Source organism: Microbulbifer agarilyticus, from assembly GCF_019800665.1.
Taxonomy (GTDB): Bacteria; Pseudomonadota; Gammaproteobacteria; order Pseudomonadales; family Cellvibrionaceae; genus Microbulbifer; species Microbulbifer agarilyticus_C.
Map to the genome: position 1 here is coordinate 107,305 of NZ_JAHVKO010000004.1, position 17,834 is coordinate 125,138.

Annotated in this window: 11 protein-coding genes; 6 read left to right on the forward strand and 5 right to left on the reverse strand. The window is 46.9% G+C overall.

All coding sequences use genetic code 11. The features are described 5' to 3' along the window. The first annotated feature begins 470 nt into the window (after positions 1-470). From KUV22_RS09885 to KUV22_RS09900, 4 genes are all read left to right on the forward strand, one after another. Positions 471-1,133, forward strand: coding sequence for a hypothetical protein (locus tag KUV22_RS09885; RefSeq protein WP_222230683.1), 663 nt, complete (start codon positions 471-473; stop codon positions 1,131-1,133). Positions 1,134-1,271: 138 nt separating this feature from the next. After that, the gene (locus KUV22_RS09890) at positions 1,272-3,977 is read left to right on the forward strand and encodes an AMP-binding protein (protein ID WP_222230685.1); all 2,706 of its coding nucleotides are present in this window, start codon (positions 1,272-1,274) and stop codon (positions 3,975-3,977) included. A 41-nt stretch (positions 3,978-4,018) separates the two neighbouring features. Continuing rightward, positions 4,019-5,662, forward strand: coding sequence for an MBOAT family O-acyltransferase (locus KUV22_RS09895; RefSeq protein WP_222230687.1), 1,644 nt, complete (start codon positions 4,019-4,021; stop codon positions 5,660-5,662). A 4-nt stretch (positions 5,663-5,666) separates the two neighbouring features. Continuing rightward, positions 5,667-6,665: a hypothetical protein gene (locus KUV22_RS09900; RefSeq protein WP_222230689.1), complete on the forward strand. Its 999-nt coding sequence runs from the start codon at positions 5,667-5,669 to the stop codon at positions 6,663-6,665. Between the two features lie 24 nt (positions 6,666-6,689). On the opposite strand, the gene KUV22_RS09905 is transcribed toward KUV22_RS09900, so the two are convergent. Genes KUV22_RS09905 through KUV22_RS09915 form a run of 3 tightly spaced genes read right to left on the reverse strand, consistent with a single transcriptional unit; the run spans position 6,690 to position 10,424 of the window. Beyond that, positions 6,690-7,913, reverse strand: coding sequence for a sulfotransferase family protein (locus tag KUV22_RS09905; protein ID WP_222230691.1), 1,224 nt, complete (start codon positions 7,911-7,913; stop codon positions 6,690-6,692). 18 nt (positions 7,914-7,931) lie between these two features. Next, positions 7,932-9,311: an oligosaccharide flippase family protein gene (locus KUV22_RS09910; protein WP_222230692.1), complete on the reverse strand. Its 1,380-nt coding sequence runs from the start codon at positions 9,309-9,311 to the stop codon at positions 7,932-7,934. A gap of 15 nt (positions 9,312-9,326) precedes the next feature. Next, on the reverse strand, positions 9,327-10,424 hold the full coding sequence (locus tag KUV22_RS09915; protein ID WP_222230694.1) for a glycosyltransferase family 4 protein: 1,098 nt from the start codon (positions 10,422-10,424) through the stop codon (positions 9,327-9,329). Positions 10,425-10,742: 318 nt separating this feature from the next. Between KUV22_RS09915 and KUV22_RS09920 the strand changes: the two genes are divergently transcribed. Further along, positions 10,743-12,704, forward strand: coding sequence for a PKD domain-containing protein (locus tag KUV22_RS09920; RefSeq protein WP_222230696.1), 1,962 nt, complete (start codon positions 10,743-10,745; stop codon positions 12,702-12,704). 60 nt (positions 12,705-12,764) lie between these two features. Here KUV22_RS09920 and KUV22_RS09925 read toward each other — a convergent pair whose 3' ends face one another. After that, the gene (locus tag KUV22_RS09925; RefSeq protein WP_222230699.1) at positions 12,765-14,657 is read right to left on the reverse strand and encodes an immunoglobulin-like domain-containing protein; all 1,893 of its coding nucleotides are present in this window, start codon (positions 14,655-14,657) and stop codon (positions 12,765-12,767) included. 632 nt (positions 14,658-15,289) lie between these two features. Here KUV22_RS09925 and KUV22_RS09930 point away from each other — a divergent pair. Beyond that, a complete protein-coding gene (locus KUV22_RS09930; RefSeq protein ID WP_222230702.1) occupies positions 15,290-16,480 on the forward strand; it encodes a glycosyltransferase family 4 protein in 1,191 nt (396 codons plus the stop codon). On the opposite strand, the gene KUV22_RS09935 is transcribed toward KUV22_RS09930, so the two are convergent. Then, entirely contained in the window at positions 16,467-17,825 is a 1,359-nt protein-coding gene (locus tag KUV22_RS09935) for a glycosyltransferase family 4 protein (protein ID WP_222230705.1), read from the reverse strand. The genes KUV22_RS09930 and KUV22_RS09935 overlap by 14 nt on opposite strands. Between the last annotated feature and the right edge of the window lie 9 nt (positions 17,826-17,834).

Genomic DNA, 17,834 nt, shown 5'->3' on the forward strand with positions numbered 1-17,834 from the left:
TATCGAGAGCTTGTTACATCTCCAATCTCACCAACCTCAAATCCTTCCCTGCACAATCCGGGCCGAAATCTCGCAGGCGAATAACGAATGGTTTTTCGTCTTGCCTCGTCGCGCCACTGGATACTGCGGGGCGCGATTATCATAAAAAAATGTGATGGAACTCAACTATTCTTGTCGCAAGAATCTACCTGAAGCGTAAAAAGGCGCAAGTTGGCACAAAACACAGCAAATGAAACTGAAGTGAAATATTTAGAAGAAATACGCGCCATGCATGTTGGCACTGCCCTAAAATGATTTCCAAAACGTGCATCACGCACAATTTTGAAACACAAATTTGAGAGCGTGTAATTTTGTGTACCAGTTCTCAGAACTTTATTTGTTGACATTATTTTTCGCGCTGCCATATTAGGCGGCGCTAGTCGCAGGGTTTGCGACAGGGAAGCTATTTTCTCATTTTGGGGGGACACGGAATGTCTAGAGTCAACAGAGTTGACCATATCGCCTATGCAGTCGCATCAGGCATGATCGAAAAATGGGCGTGGTACCATATTGCGATCGAAGGCGGAAAGCTGACAAAGCGGGTAGACGATGTTCGACCCGATGATGAAGACAGCAGCATGAAGCTTTGGTGCATTGATTTTGAAAGTTTCGGCATTGTTCTGGTTGAAGGGATTGATCGCAAGAAGATAAGCCAAGTTTCCGCGTTTGCCGAAGCGCATGGTGACCACAGCGTACAACATATCGCTTTTGATACAGTAAACCTCGAAGACTTCGTCACCCATGCTATTTCGAACGGCGTAAACCTGCGCGGCCAGCAACTCGTTAGTAACGATGGATTCGGTGACTTAAAGCAATTATTCGGAAAAGGATATGCAAAGCAAAATGCTGCGCTCATGTCCTTTCCTGAATACGTTGAGCGGCCGAAAGGTGGCGAAGGCATGAGTACAAGTGTCCCGCAAAATACGGGCAAGAATTTCTATCAGCGTATTGAAGATGCGCGAAATAGCGGTGACACGTCGACGCTAATTGATTTCTCGCGCATGCCCAGGGACTGGGACCCACTCAAGAGTCAGCCAACTGAAACCCAACCAAACGACGCACCAAACCATACCTTAGAAGCCGAGCCAGCGTAATCGTCCGTGACTTTCACTGCTTCTGCATAAATCACACGCACAGCGGCTAGAAACCACCATGCTGTGCGTGACTTCTTTTAAAAAGTAGTCTCACCTATACGATGTTAATTTGTTGAGCTGCGCAAGGACGGGATTCGCGTGGAAGATATTCAAGAAAGGCCATCACCTACGGAGAGTCTTGAAAATAGCAGTGCATTAAAGCCGGCGCTTAGTAAAAAACACCCAGCAGCGAGACCATTACCTAAAACAATACCAATCCAGATTTATGAAAATGGGCTGAATACACCAAAAAAAACCGCAATAGTGTATGCCGGTCAAGAATACACCTATGCCACTCTAATCAATAACGCACAGCAGATTGCCTTCGGCCTGCAGGCGCTTGGGGTACAAAGTGGTGCGCGCATCGCGGTCGTCATGCAGCCAAGCTATGACCTGGTAGTAAACCTACTCGGTATTCACTTCACCGGCGCAACATACGTCCCTATCGATCCGGGGTTTCCACACAGCAGAGTCGACATGATCTTGGAGGACACAGTACCTCATTCGATCATTTGTGATCGCGATGGCATTGCGGAACTCAAACAAAAAATCAACGCTGTGTTTTCCAATCGAGTGCACGATTCAAGCTCGATCAAAGCGGCCGCAGCAGGCGACCACGCACATGATTTGAAGCTTCCTATGTCTCTCGACCACGAGTCGCATATTTTCTTCACGTCCGGTACGACCGGTCGCCCCAAGGGCGCTATTTCAACACACGGTAATCTTGCGCACGGAATGCAGTCCTCGAGGCATTGCTTTGCGCTTGAACCAGATATGGGAATACTTTCCGTCGCCGGTGCATCATTCAGTATCAGCACGTTTGAATTGCTGTCGATGCTTGCTTGTGGTGGACTTACCCTCATCGCCGAGCGGCAAGATATCCACGACATTGCGCAACTATTTGAATTGGCACGTACCGTGTCAGTTTGGCATTTTGTGCCGACGCTATTGGCTAGGATTATCGATCACATAGAAAGTGATCCTACAAGAATCGCTGCCGTACAGGGCCTCAGACGTATATTGACTGGCGGGGATAATGTACCGCCCGATCTACTTGCCCGTATTCGCAGGTTGCTTCCCTCAGTCAAACTCTTTGTGAATTACGGCGCGAGTGAAACAAGCTGTATGGTCACTTACTGGCCAGTAACCGATTTGGCACCCACCACAACAAAGATTGGCTTCGCACAACAGAATGTCGAACTAATTGCTTTGGATCAAAACAGAGAGCCTGTAGCAACTGGCGAAGTTGGCGAGCTGTTTGTTTCAAGCCCCGGCGTAATAAAAGGCTACCTCAACCGTCCAGAACTGGATTTTGAGAAGTTCTTCAGCAGAGAAGGGAAGCGCTTTTTTTCCAGTGGCGACATGGTTCGAGGTGACGAAAGCGGCGCCTTCGAGATGCTCGGGCGGGAAGATTTTCAGATCCAAATTAATGGTAACCGTGTCGAGCTACTCGAAGTAGAAGCAACGATTAAGCAGGTAGAGGGCATTCAAAACTGTGTTGTCGCAGCGAAACAGCTCACCAACGACAGCAGTACTCCAACACTGATCGCGTATGTTGTGACTAGTGCCGACCGATCACCGTCTGTCACAAAAGTTCGATCCTATTTATTGTCGATCCTTCCCGGATATATGGTGCCGTCGATGTATCTTGTACTCGACCGCATACCGACTAATCATAACGGTAAGGTTGACCGGATTAATCTCCCCGATCCAATAGCCTGCCAGGTACTGCATTCCAGCCACCATGAACCCCTCGCAAGCGAACTAGAACACAAAATCGCCAAAGTTTGGGGGTCACTACTTCCAGCACAAGAAATACACGCGCGCTCTAATTTTTTCGAATCAGGCGGGGACTCCATTGCCGCTGTCCGAGCAATGACCAAGCTCTCCGAAATCCTGCGCCAACACCTATCAATAACAGATCTAGTCAAACACCCTACAGTACGCGAGATTGCCGTGTTCATATCGGACAATCGAAGCGCCAACCAAAATCTGGATCACGAAGACAGTACGCTTCCTGACGGCATTTTACTGCTGAAATCAGGACGTCAGGATCTTGCCCCTTTACTTCTTATAAATGGAGTTGTCGAATACCTGGAGCTTGCCAGTGCTCTGGAAACAGAGCGGCCGGTGTATTCTGCCTTTTTGCCGGAAGAAGTGGACTTGATTGTCAGTGGCGCTGACTCATCAGCGGCGGAAAGCACCAATTCCATCGCAGGCATGACAAAGCTCTACCTCGCACTTATTCGACGCTTTCGGCCAAAAGGTCCGTATGTATTCGCAGGTAAATCTTACGGTGGCGTTATCGCAATTGAAGTCGCTCGCGAGCTTACCAAAAATGGCGAGGTCGTAGAATTTATTGGACTGCTCGATACCGTAGTACCCGACACATTCAAGGCCCACAAGAAGCTTGCGTTTCGTTTATCACAACATGTCAAACGCACACTCGAATTCGGCCCAAAATACTTACTGACGAGATTCCAGAGACGCCTATTTGGGAATCAAGAGTACACCAGCGCCGATTCCGGCATCGATCGCAATTCAGATATACAAAAAATTAAGGCGCGACATCAGGTACGGAGAGAAGCCATTCTAACCACGAGTATCGAGCAGGTAGAGATGCCGCTGACCTTAATTAAGGCTAAAGACCGTGAAGCCTTATACGGCGAGAAAACCACGCGCGATCTTGGATGGAGTAAATACGCACCCCACTTGGCGATCCATGAGGCACCAGGAGATCATCATACGATGCTTCAAGGCAATAACGTGGCGTATGTTGCGCAAATTCTGAGAAATTACATCTAGACCAGCACACTGTTACATTAATTGATACCGGCGCAATAAACGTGCTTTTTAACTCGATAGAATTTATTTTAGTATTCTTGCCGATTGTTTTTGGCGGATTTTATCTGCTCCGGCAATTTCATCTTTTCGGCTTTTCTCTACTGTGGCTGTCGATCGCGTCACTGTTTTTTTACGGCTGGTGGAGTCCTACATATTTGCCGTTGCTGCTCGGATCGATTGCAGTCAACTATCTTCTCGGCCGAATTATCGAAGCATCTGCATATCGACAATTTGTATTGATCGCTGGCGTTTCCGCGAATCTCGTAGCAATTGGCATTTATAAATATCTTGGCTTCTTTTCTGATGTGGTCGCACAACTGACTGGATCCGCAACAAGCATACCGGCTCTGTTACTACCTCTCGCTATATCATTCTTCACATTCCAGCAAATTGCCTACTTAGTTGACACCTACAAAACTGGTAAATCTGAGCACGACCTTTCCCGTTACTTGCTTTTCGTATCGTTTTTCCCGCAGTTAATCGCTGGACCAATCGTAAAGCATAGCGAAGTATCTGGACAGTTTACCTCGTTGAATACTCGCTCAATTTGCACCACCAAAGTCAGTGCTGGATTCCTACTATTTACTATCGGCTTAGTGAAGAAAGTACTGATTGCAGACCAACTTGCACCCTACGCCAGCCCAGTGTTTGTCGCGGCTGATCAAGGCGCCGATATAGCTTTTCTTGAGGCGTGGGGTGGGCTCCTTGCGTACACATTCCAGCTGTACTTTGATTTCAGTGGCTACGCAGATATGGCTCTGGGCGTTGCGATGGCACTTGGAATAAAACTGCCTAAGAACTTTAACTCGCCCTATAAAGCAACCAGCATTATAGAATTCTGGCGACGCTGGCATATCACTCTTTCGCACTTTTTACGGGATTATCTATATATTCCGCTAGGTGGCAATCGTTCAGGATCCCGAAACCTAAATCTACTGCTCACTATGCTGCTGGGTGGACTATGGCATGGGGCCGGATGGAACTTCATTATTTGGGGCGGACTGCACGGAAGCTATTTGGTAATTAACCATCAGTGGCTAAAGCTCAAGTCATTCCTTACCATGCAATTACAAAGCAGAAAGTTTGCATCAGGCATAGCATCTAACGGTATGGCAATGAGTGTTTCGCGTGCGGGCAAAAACCGCACTGATGAACGACAAGGGCAGACGAGTTACTTCCTTAGCGCACTTCAGTCTCTGCCCGGCCTGGTTCTCACGTTCCTAGCGGTATGTGCTGCCTGGGCATTCTTTCGTGCAGAAACCTTTTCCGGTGCGATCGCGATCCTTTCAGGAATGTCGGGAATTAATGGACTTACGCTCCCGAATGAACTGGTTAACCTAGCGCCCATGGTATTCAGTGGCTATGCCGAGTCACATACAGCGGCAGCACTTGGTGCTTTTCCGCACATCAAGGGTTTTATTCTGATATTTCTATCGATGACGATAGCGATGCTTGCTCCTAATTCTTACCAGATCAGGGAATTCTGTTTTTCCAATGGAGACTCCAGTATCCCAGCGAATAAGCAGGCACAGATTAGTGGTTGGGTTACTGGTGGATGTATGTTTATCGCTGGTATCGCGCTCGGCTTGTGCCTCAAAGTCTTAGCGTTTTCACCAAGCACAGAATTCTTGTACTTTAACTTTTAAGACAATGCGATACCTCATTACATTTTTTATTGGTGTTCTTGCCTCCGCTGGAATTGTTGCGTTATTGGTAATGGTACAGGAAGGCGTGCCAACCTCGAGTTCTAAGTGGGCATCAGATCTTTACCAATTAAAAGATGCCCACGCGCGGGCAAGCGGTGAACCGAAGCTTCTCATCGTTTCTGGTTCTAACAGTGTCTTTGGCATTAATGCGAACACAATTAAAGATACTTACTCTCTGCCAACTACTAACTATGGCGTTCATGCCGGATTGGGATTACGTTATTTACTAGAGCGGAGCAAGAGGGTACTTAACGAAGGTGATATTGTTTACCTGCCACTGGAATATGCGCTCTACCAACAAACGCCAAAACCATCATCACAGTTAATGGATTTCTTGCTCGCCACTGATCCAGAGTATTTTCAGTCCCTACCGCCATATGAAAAGCTTCATGGCTATTTAAATATTTCATTTTCACGGATTTGGGAAGGGATCAAAGGCGGAAGCAATCGCTATCAAGGCAGTTCTGCCAAAATCTACCACGTAATGAATATCGATAAATCGGGCAATCAGCGCGCAGAATCTATTGAGCAAGCGGGAATACATACTGACAAGCTGGCAAACCTCCCGCCGAAAGATATAGGGAATGGTGAGTTAACGGCGTACTCACGAGAAATTCTTACAGGCTATTTTGAATGGGCACAATCTAAAAATATTTGCGTCATCGGCGCACCACCGAACCTGCTTTATCACGAAGCATACAAATCTGATAACTTCCAACAATTCTTTCGCGGGATAGTATCATTTTTTAACAGTAACGATATTCCGTTCGCGGGTTCAGCAAAAGATTATCTGCTACCCGTTGATTTGTTTTTTGACACTGAGTACCACCTCAACGCAAATGGGATTGAGAGCCGCACACAGTTAACCGTGCGCGACCTAGGCCCGGATCCAAAAAGGCTTTGCAAAGATAAAATTGCTTCGCTTAACTCAAATCCAATTTAGGCCGAGTCGGGTCCAGACTGCTCATCACCTCAGACTTCGACTTCGCCCAAAAAACAGTGCGACCTTACCAAGAAGCTTGTTTATAGATCCGATGCCAAGCTGCACTGCGGGATCAACGACAACTGGGTTTCCAGTAATACGTCTATATACAATATTTACCAATGCCAGCGCGCTGCGCACTATACGAGTCGATGTTTTCTTACCTAATGGAATATCTCCGAGCAACGTGTCTGGATAATTCCTGAAAACTTGACTGATTGAATCAGGGTAAGCAGCGCGATAAGGGCGGTACTTTAGGCCTTTTTTAGCGCAGGCAATAATATGCTGCTCGTTTGCTGCGCCAAAGTTTTCTCCCAACGGAAACACAACGAGCTCTTTTTCTGGTGCTTTCGCATCTGGATAGTTTAGGTCAACTAGTGCCTCGCTACATATCAACGATGCAGCGGTAGCAATATCTGGATCCATTTTCCTTTTCCAGGCATAGATATTGTCTGCCGTGATTTTCTTGTCGATATCACTCTTCCAAGTTTCCGAAGATACACGAACGAGTCCAGCGCTTTTTCGCTCTAGCATCTTTGGCTCATATTCTTCTTCGATAAAATCGCAGATGCGCTTGACCTGGCATTCCGTGTCTGTGACTAAATCTTCATAGCGAACCGTTATGCTATCTTTATCACTACTGAAGAATTCTGAGCTTTTGGTGTAAACATTCAACCAGCGATAAAATTCGCCTACATAAGAAGTTGATAAGCCGATATTTTTGATGACCGAAGGGATCGAATCGCGGGGATCACGCACAATGCGAATAATCATCGCGCTGGGATATAGCTTACGAATAGTATCTAAGTAAAATAAATGTCTGGGCGTCTTTTCAGCCCAACGCCTTTTACCTTGTGCTCTAGCGAAAGCTTCGGGAACTGCCGAATACACAGATTTTACAAAGTCTTTATCGCCCTTTATGACTGAGCGCACCTGTTCGTTAGTTAGCGCAAAATGAGCGGCGATGCTTTTTCCGTCTGGATAGCGGATCTCGTCAAGATACTGAACAGCTTGTTCGACCCGTGCAGTCATATTTTCGATGCGTTGCAGGCGCCGAATTGGCAAAGCCCGAAATAGATCGGTTTCAGGGCCACACGCTATAGCACTATGACTACCAATGATTGCGGAAAGTAGCGAGGTTCCTGAACGTGGGGGCCCGACGATAAAAATTGGGGCTTGATTACTGCTTGAACACACTGCGTTTTCCAATTTTTCGATCCTACCCTACTAGACTAGACTTGTCGTTATCATTAAAAATACATATCCCGCGACTGCGCCGGGAATGATAAATGTAGTGTACAAAAGTTCGCGAGATACGCTCATCAGGCCTGCTTTGTACTTTAGATATAATTGCAGCGGAACTACCAGCAGCGGATATGTCCCTAGAAACATAACAGCGGCTGAAAACCCGTATTCGTATAAAACGAATGGCAATCCTATGGATATCAGTACCGCTCTGGAAATTGCCACCGGCAGCATCATCTTAGGCCTACCGTCGGCCTGATAAAATAGGCCCAAGCCGCGATATCGATCCGCGAGCAACCCAATTGCGAGTACCGCGAGAAAGGGACCGGCTTCTCTATAACGGGAGTCGTATAATATATTGATTATCTGTTCGCCACTTACAATAAGAAATCCGCATATACCACAAATGAAGAAATCTAGTGGCGACCGAAATCGATAGTAGGTTTTCTTGTAGTCTTCGTTATTTCGTACGGACGTACTAAGCGCTGGAAACATCACTTTTTGCATAATGCTATTCAACGCGCCACGCACTGAACTTACGACGAATATTGCAATGGCATATACGCCCATCTCTCTCGCAGAGATTTCGAATCCGAGGATCATGCGATCACCATTCAACACCCAATATGTGAGAAGTGAGCTCGCAAAGATCCATTTTCCGAAGTGGAATATTTCGCTGGCGTAATCCCAATTCCACTGCCACCGATTATTGGCACCCGGAAGAAAAATATATTCGGCCGATATTCTTACAACGCTCGAGACAATCGTACCCGCGACTAGCGCCCAGATAGAGGGCGATAAAGTAGCCCAGATGATCATTACAGCTATCGCGGATATTTGGGCAAACAAGTCAATGGACGTTATTCTTGTCAGCTGAAGATTTCGGTTGGAAACTGCCGATTTTGTTGACCGAAAGCCGCCTATTACAAGGCTCGCGGCGAGAATACTCAGCACAAGTGGCAGATCTGGATTCGCATAAACACTGTCCGCAGGTAATTTCGAGCTCGTTAGCCATAGAACAATTGCGATACCGCAGACAATTGCGGCAAGTGATACTCCGCGGAAGATCTGTAAAATCCAGGCAGTATTCAGAAAATCTGCACGCGTGCCAGATTTACTCTGAATAATACTCTTTTGGATGCCAACGTCAGTGAGCATCTGGATGCCAGCGATGACCACATTCGCCAAAGCCATGATTCCGAACATTTCCGGTGCCAGAAGGCGAGTCATTATGAGATTGCTGGAGAAGCGCAACACCTGGCCAGTGGCATAACCCCCAAACACCCAATAACTTGCCTTCCGAACCGTAGAACGGCCGAGACCTTTATCTTGTTGCTCTGCAACCGGGCTTACAACACTCACCTGATTACCCCTGATTCATGCGCAAACCGTCGACTCTGCGACGATGCGATCAAGTACGTTTTCAAACGTGCGTGCCGAATTTGTCCAACTACAGTCTCGCACCGATGCAACCGCAGCGGTTGACATCGCCTGCCATTCTGATGAATTCAACTGAAGAATACGTTCAATAGCATTGGCCTGGCCCGCAATATCATCAATATCATTCAAGTAGCCATTGTAGTCAGGCTTAATATATTCAGGCGCACAACCGCTGCGAGTAGCTATCACCGGGCAGCCGCATGCGAGCGCCTCAAGAACAGGCAGACCAAAACCTTCACTTCGGCTGCTAAAAATATAGGCGCGGCAGCTTGCGTATATTTCTCTCAGCTGATCACGACTTGGCAAAACGATGAATTCCACGCCATCCGGGAGAGTAATTTCTTCAGAGAGCGCCTTAGCACCAAACAACTTGAGTTTAATTTCAGGTGCACGCGCCCGGACTTTCTCAAATGCGGCTAGAGTGACATCAACACCCTTAAATGCAGATTCCGAATACATACTGCAAAACGTATTTTCGGAAGTTGCGGCACCTGCGGGACGAAAGAAATCCTTGTGCTCTACCGCATTCGGCACAAGATGCGTATCTTTATCGCCAAATTTATTTGCCATCACCGCCGCGAGCCATTCTGCGATGACTATCTTTGGAAGTTTGGTCTTATACGTGTTCCAAACACGCTCTAGGGGCTGTTCATCATGCGCCTCATAATGTTGGACGAAATAACACTGGATCCCTTTTTTTTCTGGAAGGTCGGCAATCCACTCGACGGTCTTCCACCAGGTCGCAATTAAGATATCGGCGTTGGGATATTTTCTGGGATCTGACAGCTTCTTTGGTGAAACAGTTTCTACCCGAACGTCCTTCAACCCGGAAAAGTGGGAATTCGCGAGGACCGTATTTCTATTTAAGCGCCCGGTTAAAAAACGTTTTGTTCGGTTCGCCAGTCCACCATACATATATCTGGGACATACGATCGTAACTTGATGGCCGGCATCGGAAAGAGCCTGCGCGTAGATAGCAACAACACGACACCCACCCGTCATGGAGGGTCTCGGAAATGCGAAGGTAATTTTCATCCGTGAATTCGCCTTGTGACTGACGTGTAATCTTATCGCTCGCAGTAGGCATGTGCAATTCAATCGATTTAGAGGGCCAGTATATTTTCTTAGTAAATATCACACACTGTTCACAGTCTTATGATCTAATCCGGTAGTACTATGCGTTTGTTAAGGACACCAAGTTAAATACCGACCGCAAGTCCATTGTGAGCTGTTCCCATCCTTTCGCTGGTTTGTCTCAACAGTCTCCGTTACGCGATGTTTGCCTCTCGTGATTTATATATACAACAGGGATTTTGGTGTTTGTTCGAAAACCACTAATAGGGATGCCCTTTCATGAAACATTTTTTCGCAATTAATTTAACTTGCGCACTATTAATTGGCTGCGGTGGTGGTGGCAGCGATTCCAACGGTGGCGATTCGCCCATCAATCGTCCGCCTGTTGCAGAGGCGGGCGCTAATCGCAGCACCAACCTTGGGCAAGCAGTATCCCTTGATGGGGCACAGAGTTCCGATCCCGACGGCGACACATTAAGTTTTACTTGGGAAATTGTTGCTACCGAAGACGGCTCAAATCCGAATCTTTCTTCACCAAATGGTGAAGTAACCAACTTCACTTCGGACGTTGCTGGTAGCTATGACATTCGTCTGACGGTAAATGACGGTTCTGCCTCCGATTCCGATATCGTCACTGTTGCAGTTTTGGATGCTGATACCCTCATTGCGGATGCAGGTACCGGCTATTTTGGCCCAGAGGGCGGGGAAATTCGCCTCGATGGTGGCGCCAGCGCGGCACCGACTGGTGGGATATTGAGTTACAGCTGGTCTATCGTCGCTGCACCGGCAACCTCGAGCGCAACACTTGCCGATTCGAATACAGTGAGCCCGACATTAGAGTCCCCCTCAATCGGAAGCTATCAAGTGCAACTTGTAGTAAGTACTGAGGATGGGGAAAGTGCAACGGATATCGCTAACGTGTTGATCGTGGATTTTCTGCCGATCATGCAATCCGTCGAGCATTACACGCAGATTCTGCCTTCAGATGATACGCGTATTGTCTATGTGAGTAAGTCGGGAGACGACGCGAACGATGGCCTGTCTTCAGAAACCCCCGTGCAAAGTATTCAACATGGTGTCAGCTTGCTGAGAGATGGTTTTCCGGATTGGCTTGCTTTAAAAAGCGGAGATACTTGGGAGACGGGTATCGGCGGCTGGGGAAAATCCGGTCGTAGCCCCGAAGAACCAATGGTTATTACCAGTTATGGCACGGGTGACAGTCGTCCATTACTTCGTACCCATGATAGAACTGGGCTTCGCTATCAAGGCGGTGGTGGAAGTCCTGAGTATGTAGATTATCTTGTGATTCACGGTCTGCACTTTTATGCAGCCTCACGGGATATAAACGATAACGACGCGTTTACAGGCGTATCTAATGATCGCGGCATAAGCTGGCTTCGTGGTACCAACGGCTTATTGGTGGAGGACAATGTTTTTCAACTTTACAAAGAAGGAATTGTTCTCCAAGAAACCGATGGATTCGATATTCGAAATGTCTTAATCAAAAACAACATCTTTTTAGATTCCTATCACACAGATGGTCACTCCCAAGGCATTTACCTGGCGAATACCGATCACGTGCGCATTGAGCGCAACGTGTTCGATCACATTGGCTGGAATGAAGATGTCTCGGGTGCAGTTAAAACGATTTTTAACCACAGCATCTACGTTCAAACCAGCAATCGAGATATCGAAGTCGTCGATAACATCATCACGCGTAGCTCGAGTCATGGTCTACAGCTACGCTCTGGCGGATTAATTGAAGGAAACGTCGCTGTACAGAACCCTATCGGACTAATGTTAGGTGGTGATAGTGCGACAGGTGATCCAGGCGTCATCAAGGACAATGTAGTTTTACATGGGAATGATATCGCTGCTGACGCAGTAAGAGGTTGGGGGATAGACGCTGCTTCGGGCATAGTTTCTGCGGAAGTCACCGGTAATATCATCGCCCACGAAGATAGCATTGCGGAGAACCCCCGTGCATTCAACACAACGTGGCTCACAGATGTCACCGAAAATGCGGTATTCAACTGGGGAGAACAATCGCAACCGGCCAGTAATTTCCGTAACCCGAACCTGACAATCGAAGATTTTGATACAATGGCCGGCGGGCGCGGTTCCATTGATTCGTTTATCGAGCAAGTTCGAACGCATTCGATGAGGAAGCCAAATTCTAATTATGATGTAGAGGAAATTCGCGACTACTTCAAGAATGCCTTTTCTGCACCAGCGCAATAGCCAGCTTCTATATTGACAATATAAGGCCACTCGGATGGTGGCCATATATTTTCTAGAAATCTATTTCGTTTTTTCTTCAAAGCCATCTCGAAAGAATTGCTTTAGGTTCTCGACTGAATACGCAGGGTTCCAAGTCAAGCGTGATTGTGTGCGCAGGCTGCTTATGAATGATTCATAGGTGCCAGTCCCGCCCATCAGCGCATCATATTCCTCGATGGTGCGGTCTGGATCCTGATAATTCATAGGATCATCCGTACCCTCTTCCCACTTATACACAATATTATCGATGTAGGTTGCATTCGGCGACTGCTTTATTGCGAAGCGATTACCAGAATCACTCATAACATGGGCAACGATATTATTTTCTACAATAGCATTATTCTCTGGATTAAAATCGATTCCCCATCCTCTTTTGGCATTATCACTATTAATATCGTTGCCATTTAATATGACATTATTGCGCACGATACCGTCATCGACACCATCATCGTTGAGGCCCAAGAGGATTGATATAGGGTTACGAATCAGGAAGTTACCTAGGATTTCGCCACCGGGGCGTAACTGCATTCCATGACTAGAGCTTCTTGAAATGATGTTGTTTTTTATTTCGACACCTACGTTACCCTTCTGGATATAGACAGAGTGGTTAAACTTGGTAGCCTCAGCTCCTGCGAGCTCTGGGTGCCATCCATTGTGATCAAAAATGTTTTCCTCAATCAGTACACCCTCCGTCTGGGCCAAATACATACCCTGAGAATGCGCACCAACAGCATACGAATCGACAATAATATTTCGCCGAATTACGACACCACTGATGTTTAAATTATCCAGATCATGCATTTGGATACCTTCTTTGTAGTGTTCGATATAGTTATCCTCGAACAGAAGGTACGTGGCTCCGCGAAACCAATTAATCCCCCGGTTGTTCGTCACCTCAACAAATGTCGACGCATCTGGATCGCGTGTTTGTGCATATAAATGCAGCCCACTAAAGACAAGATTATCAATGATCTGCGGTGAGCCGCCTCCACCGGATGCGCGCAAGCCATCTTTGGTACCGCTCATCAACAGCGGTCTTTTTGTGCCTTCACCGTAGGCAGTCACAACCATTGGTTCGGATGCGGAGCGTCCACTTTTTAGCCACTTCCCCAGCCCCTCTTGCCATTCATCACCAATCTTGAGCAACAGCCAGTCGGGGCTTCCATCTCTCAGTAAATCCTTCCCGCGAGTAATACTATTAACTGCTGTTTCAGGAGTCAGTCCGTCGTTTGCATTGTCCCCGGTGCTGCTGCTTACATAGATCAGACGCGAATCAGACGCGGGCAAAATAGTGGTAAAGCCCGCCTTTTCATTGGTGATTGGTATATGTGAGAAAGGGGAACCGACTTGCGTAACGGTTACCACTCGCGTCGTTTCTGCCGTTGCGCTGGCGGAATCTGTGACACTGTAAATCAGTTCGTAGGTGCCTGGCGCTGTGGTATCGACCTCTCCGGCGACATCAATTTGCGCATCAAGATTTCCGTCCTCTGTATCGTTCGCTGTCGCACCCGGATCCGAAAATTCTGTATTCTGCTCCACCTCTAGAGAGGCAGCTCCGTGCAAATTGATCGTAGGCGCGTTGTTTTCAGCGACATTTACCAGTCGCTCGATTGATGCGGATGCGCCATCGGAGTCCGTAACCTGATATCCAATGACGTAATTCCCCGGTACATTGGAAGTAATTGGTAAGCCGGAAACGACTATTTGATCGGTCAAATCCCCATCTTCATTATCGTTCGCTGTGGCACCCGTATCTTCGTACGCTTCACCGTGGTGCAGTTGGACATTGTTGGCACCAATCAGGCGAATCTCGGGTGGACTGTTGGTGTCCCCATCACCGGGGTCCGGTGGATTCCAGCCTCCGCACCCTGTACAAATGAGCATTATCAAAACGTACATTGAATACCTGGACATTCGTTACCTCGTCTCTCGCAGTACAAAAAGCAGAAAAAGTATGGGTTAGCCGCTTTTCTTTGCCAGATTAGGACGAGAATATTTGCTTCGATTTACACATTTTGTGAAACGATTTACTAATCGGTCACACCATTTTCCATTCTATAAGAACAAACTACTAGCTTGCATAACGCGCAAACCGTCAAAATAACTCAAACATTTGTCTCGATGTCACCTACCAGTGTGGTATCCATCGTGGATTAGACGCCTATGCTCACAAGCTCGTTACAGTTCGATGCTTGGTTTGGGCGGGCCGACAACGGTGTAACCCATCCGACAGCGCCATAGCAAAAACTAGCTACATGCACTCCGCGCGAATGCCCAATAATGATGCGCACTTACGCTATCAACTGCCGACCGAACCAATGATCTAGTCGGCATTATGGTATTATCCCATCCAACGTATATATCGATACGGGCTACACGAGACATTTAGTTTTCACTGGCCCATAAGGACCGACTTAATAGGAAATTACCTTCATTCCACTCCCGAGAAGGACGCATCTCAGGAGTATCGTGGTTTTAGTGCTATCGCGTGTTTTCTACGCAATGCGATAGCAGGCAGAAATTGATTATCAAACAAGGATGTTAAGATGCGTGACTGCAGTCGAATGGCAGTTCTTATCCCAGAATTTCCCGGGCAAACACATATTTTCTTTTGGCGTGAAATTCAGGCGCTCCGCGAAGCGGGCATCCATGTCGAAATCATATCCACGCGCAAACCTCGCGCAAAGAATTTTCACGAATTCTTTTCACAAGTTAGTGACACCTACTATCTTACGAAGCTCCCAATCATTGGGCTTATTGCGCACATGCTTCTAAATTTTCCTTGGTTGCTGCGTTCAGTATTATATTGCTTTCGGCTACGAGCCAATTTTTCGGAGAAGTTGCGCACCCTATTGTTTATTCCGCTTGCAGCAAATCTTCAGCTGTATTGCGAAGCAAAAGGGATAGGGCATATTCATGTCCATTCATCTGCAGATGCATCACATATAGTTGCGATCGGTGCCCTATCCGGTAAATTCACATACAGTGTCTGTATTCATGGCAATCTCAATCAGTATGGACAAAACCATCTAGAAAAGTTGTCAGGCACTTCTGCGATCATTACCGTAACAGAACCACTGCGTAGTGAAATTCTGGACGCACTCCCGAACTACCCTGAAGATCAAGTGCACGTTGTACCAATGGGCGTAAATCTGAGCAAATTTTTGCCCCGCACTTACGCGGAATTTGGCACGAAGCCAATCGTCTTGACCTCCGTAAGTCGGTTGGCGCATGTAAAAGGACACACTTATACACTTCAAGCATTAGCACAACTTCCAGAAAGCCTTAACTTCATTTACCAGATCGTCGGTGACGGCGAAATGCGAGAGAAGCTCGAACAGGAAGTAGATGAACTCGGACTCACGGACAAGGTTGTATTCCTGGGCTTCAAAAAAGAGCAGGAAGTTAACAAGATTTTGAAGGCAACAGATATTTTTGTATTAACAAGTTTTGGCTTCGGTGAAGCTGCACCTGTAGCAATTATGGAGGCAATGGCATGCGGTGTCGCTACCGTGTGCTCAATTATAGGTGGAACAAGAGACATGATTACGGACGGGCATGACGGCATGCTTGTTCGGCAAAAAGATGTTGAAGATATTAAACGGGCTATTCTATTCCTTCTGGAAAATAGCGCGCAAATAAAACTAATCTCGGAAAATGCCCGTGCCACCGCGGAAGAAAAATTTTGCCACCGTCGTGTTGCACACCGGCTAGCACAACATATCATCCCTGCGTAACCTGCTCGATAGGATCGATCTCAACCGACGTTATTGCTTGCCTATATATTTTTTCAAGCGCCGAGCCTTTATTTTTCCATGAATATAGCTCGGCTTGCTTCCTTGCCACCAATGCCATTTCGCAAAGTCTCTTGGGGTTCCTCTTCAACAACCTGATTTTCTCAGCCAGCTGCTGAACAACGTGCTCTCGGGATATTGGCTCTATCTTAAAACCACTATTTTCCGTCACGTATTCACCGATTCCGCCATTGTTTACGACGATACACGGTGTCCCTGCCGCCATAGATTCCATCACAACTGCTCCGCCAAATTCACGCACCGACGGAAAACAAAAAAGGTCTGCATCTTTGCACTCGGCGGGTACATCTGAATGCGGGATCCATCCCTTAAAATTTACCAGAGCCGTTAACTTATTATCCGCCACATAATCCATTAATTGTTTTTTCTGGGAGCCATCCCCAACGATAGTGAGCTGTAGATTTTTCTTATCCGTGTCGGAAATTTCTGACAGCGCTTCCAACACCATGTCACAACCCTTATATGGTTCCAGTCGACCCAAAAACAGGAGCTTGAATGTCGAGCTCGGATTATTGGACGTATCATTAGAGAAGCCACCTCTCTCCGCCCCTTCCCCATTTTGCGCAGTGGATGTATAGAACATTTCGTTAGCGGCATTTTCATACATCAAATGCATTTTGGCAGAATGTGATGGAAAAACATTTTTTAACCAGGAGTCTGTGTATGACGAGCCAGTCAAAATTACGTCAGCATTCTTGTATGTCGACCGGTAACCGGGCACCAGCCATGTACCAACACTGCGGATCCAATTGAAGTAACTAAACTCCTGTCTTCCAATGCTGCGAAAGGCTTCTGGATAGGGTACCCCGCCATTTACGGGACCGAGAATAAACTTCGCTTGTCGCTTAGATTTACGGCACGCCGCCGAAATAGAGTAAGGATATCGCGGCATAATTGGCGTCAACGCATGAACGATCTCATAATCACCATTGGCGACACTCTTTGAAAATGCTTTATCAACGAAACGGTCAAAGAAGAAATAGATCGGGAACTGCAACAGATGGCGTAGTGGCCAAACGGTCCGTCCGCGGAAAGTCGTAAGAAAGGCAATTAATTTGTAGTAGAACACCTCTGTGCGTGATTGCTTATAATAGGTAATGTCACTCGTATGTCCTGCACGTTCAAGTGCTTCCTTGTTACGACAGTGAGTTACCAAATGAACATCCGCGAATTGACTTGCCACCTTATAAAAATTGTAACCAACTAGGGGAACGGAGCTCAGCTCCGGATTACAACTCTCAATTACCAACAGTGCTTTAATTTTCATATTTAGCTG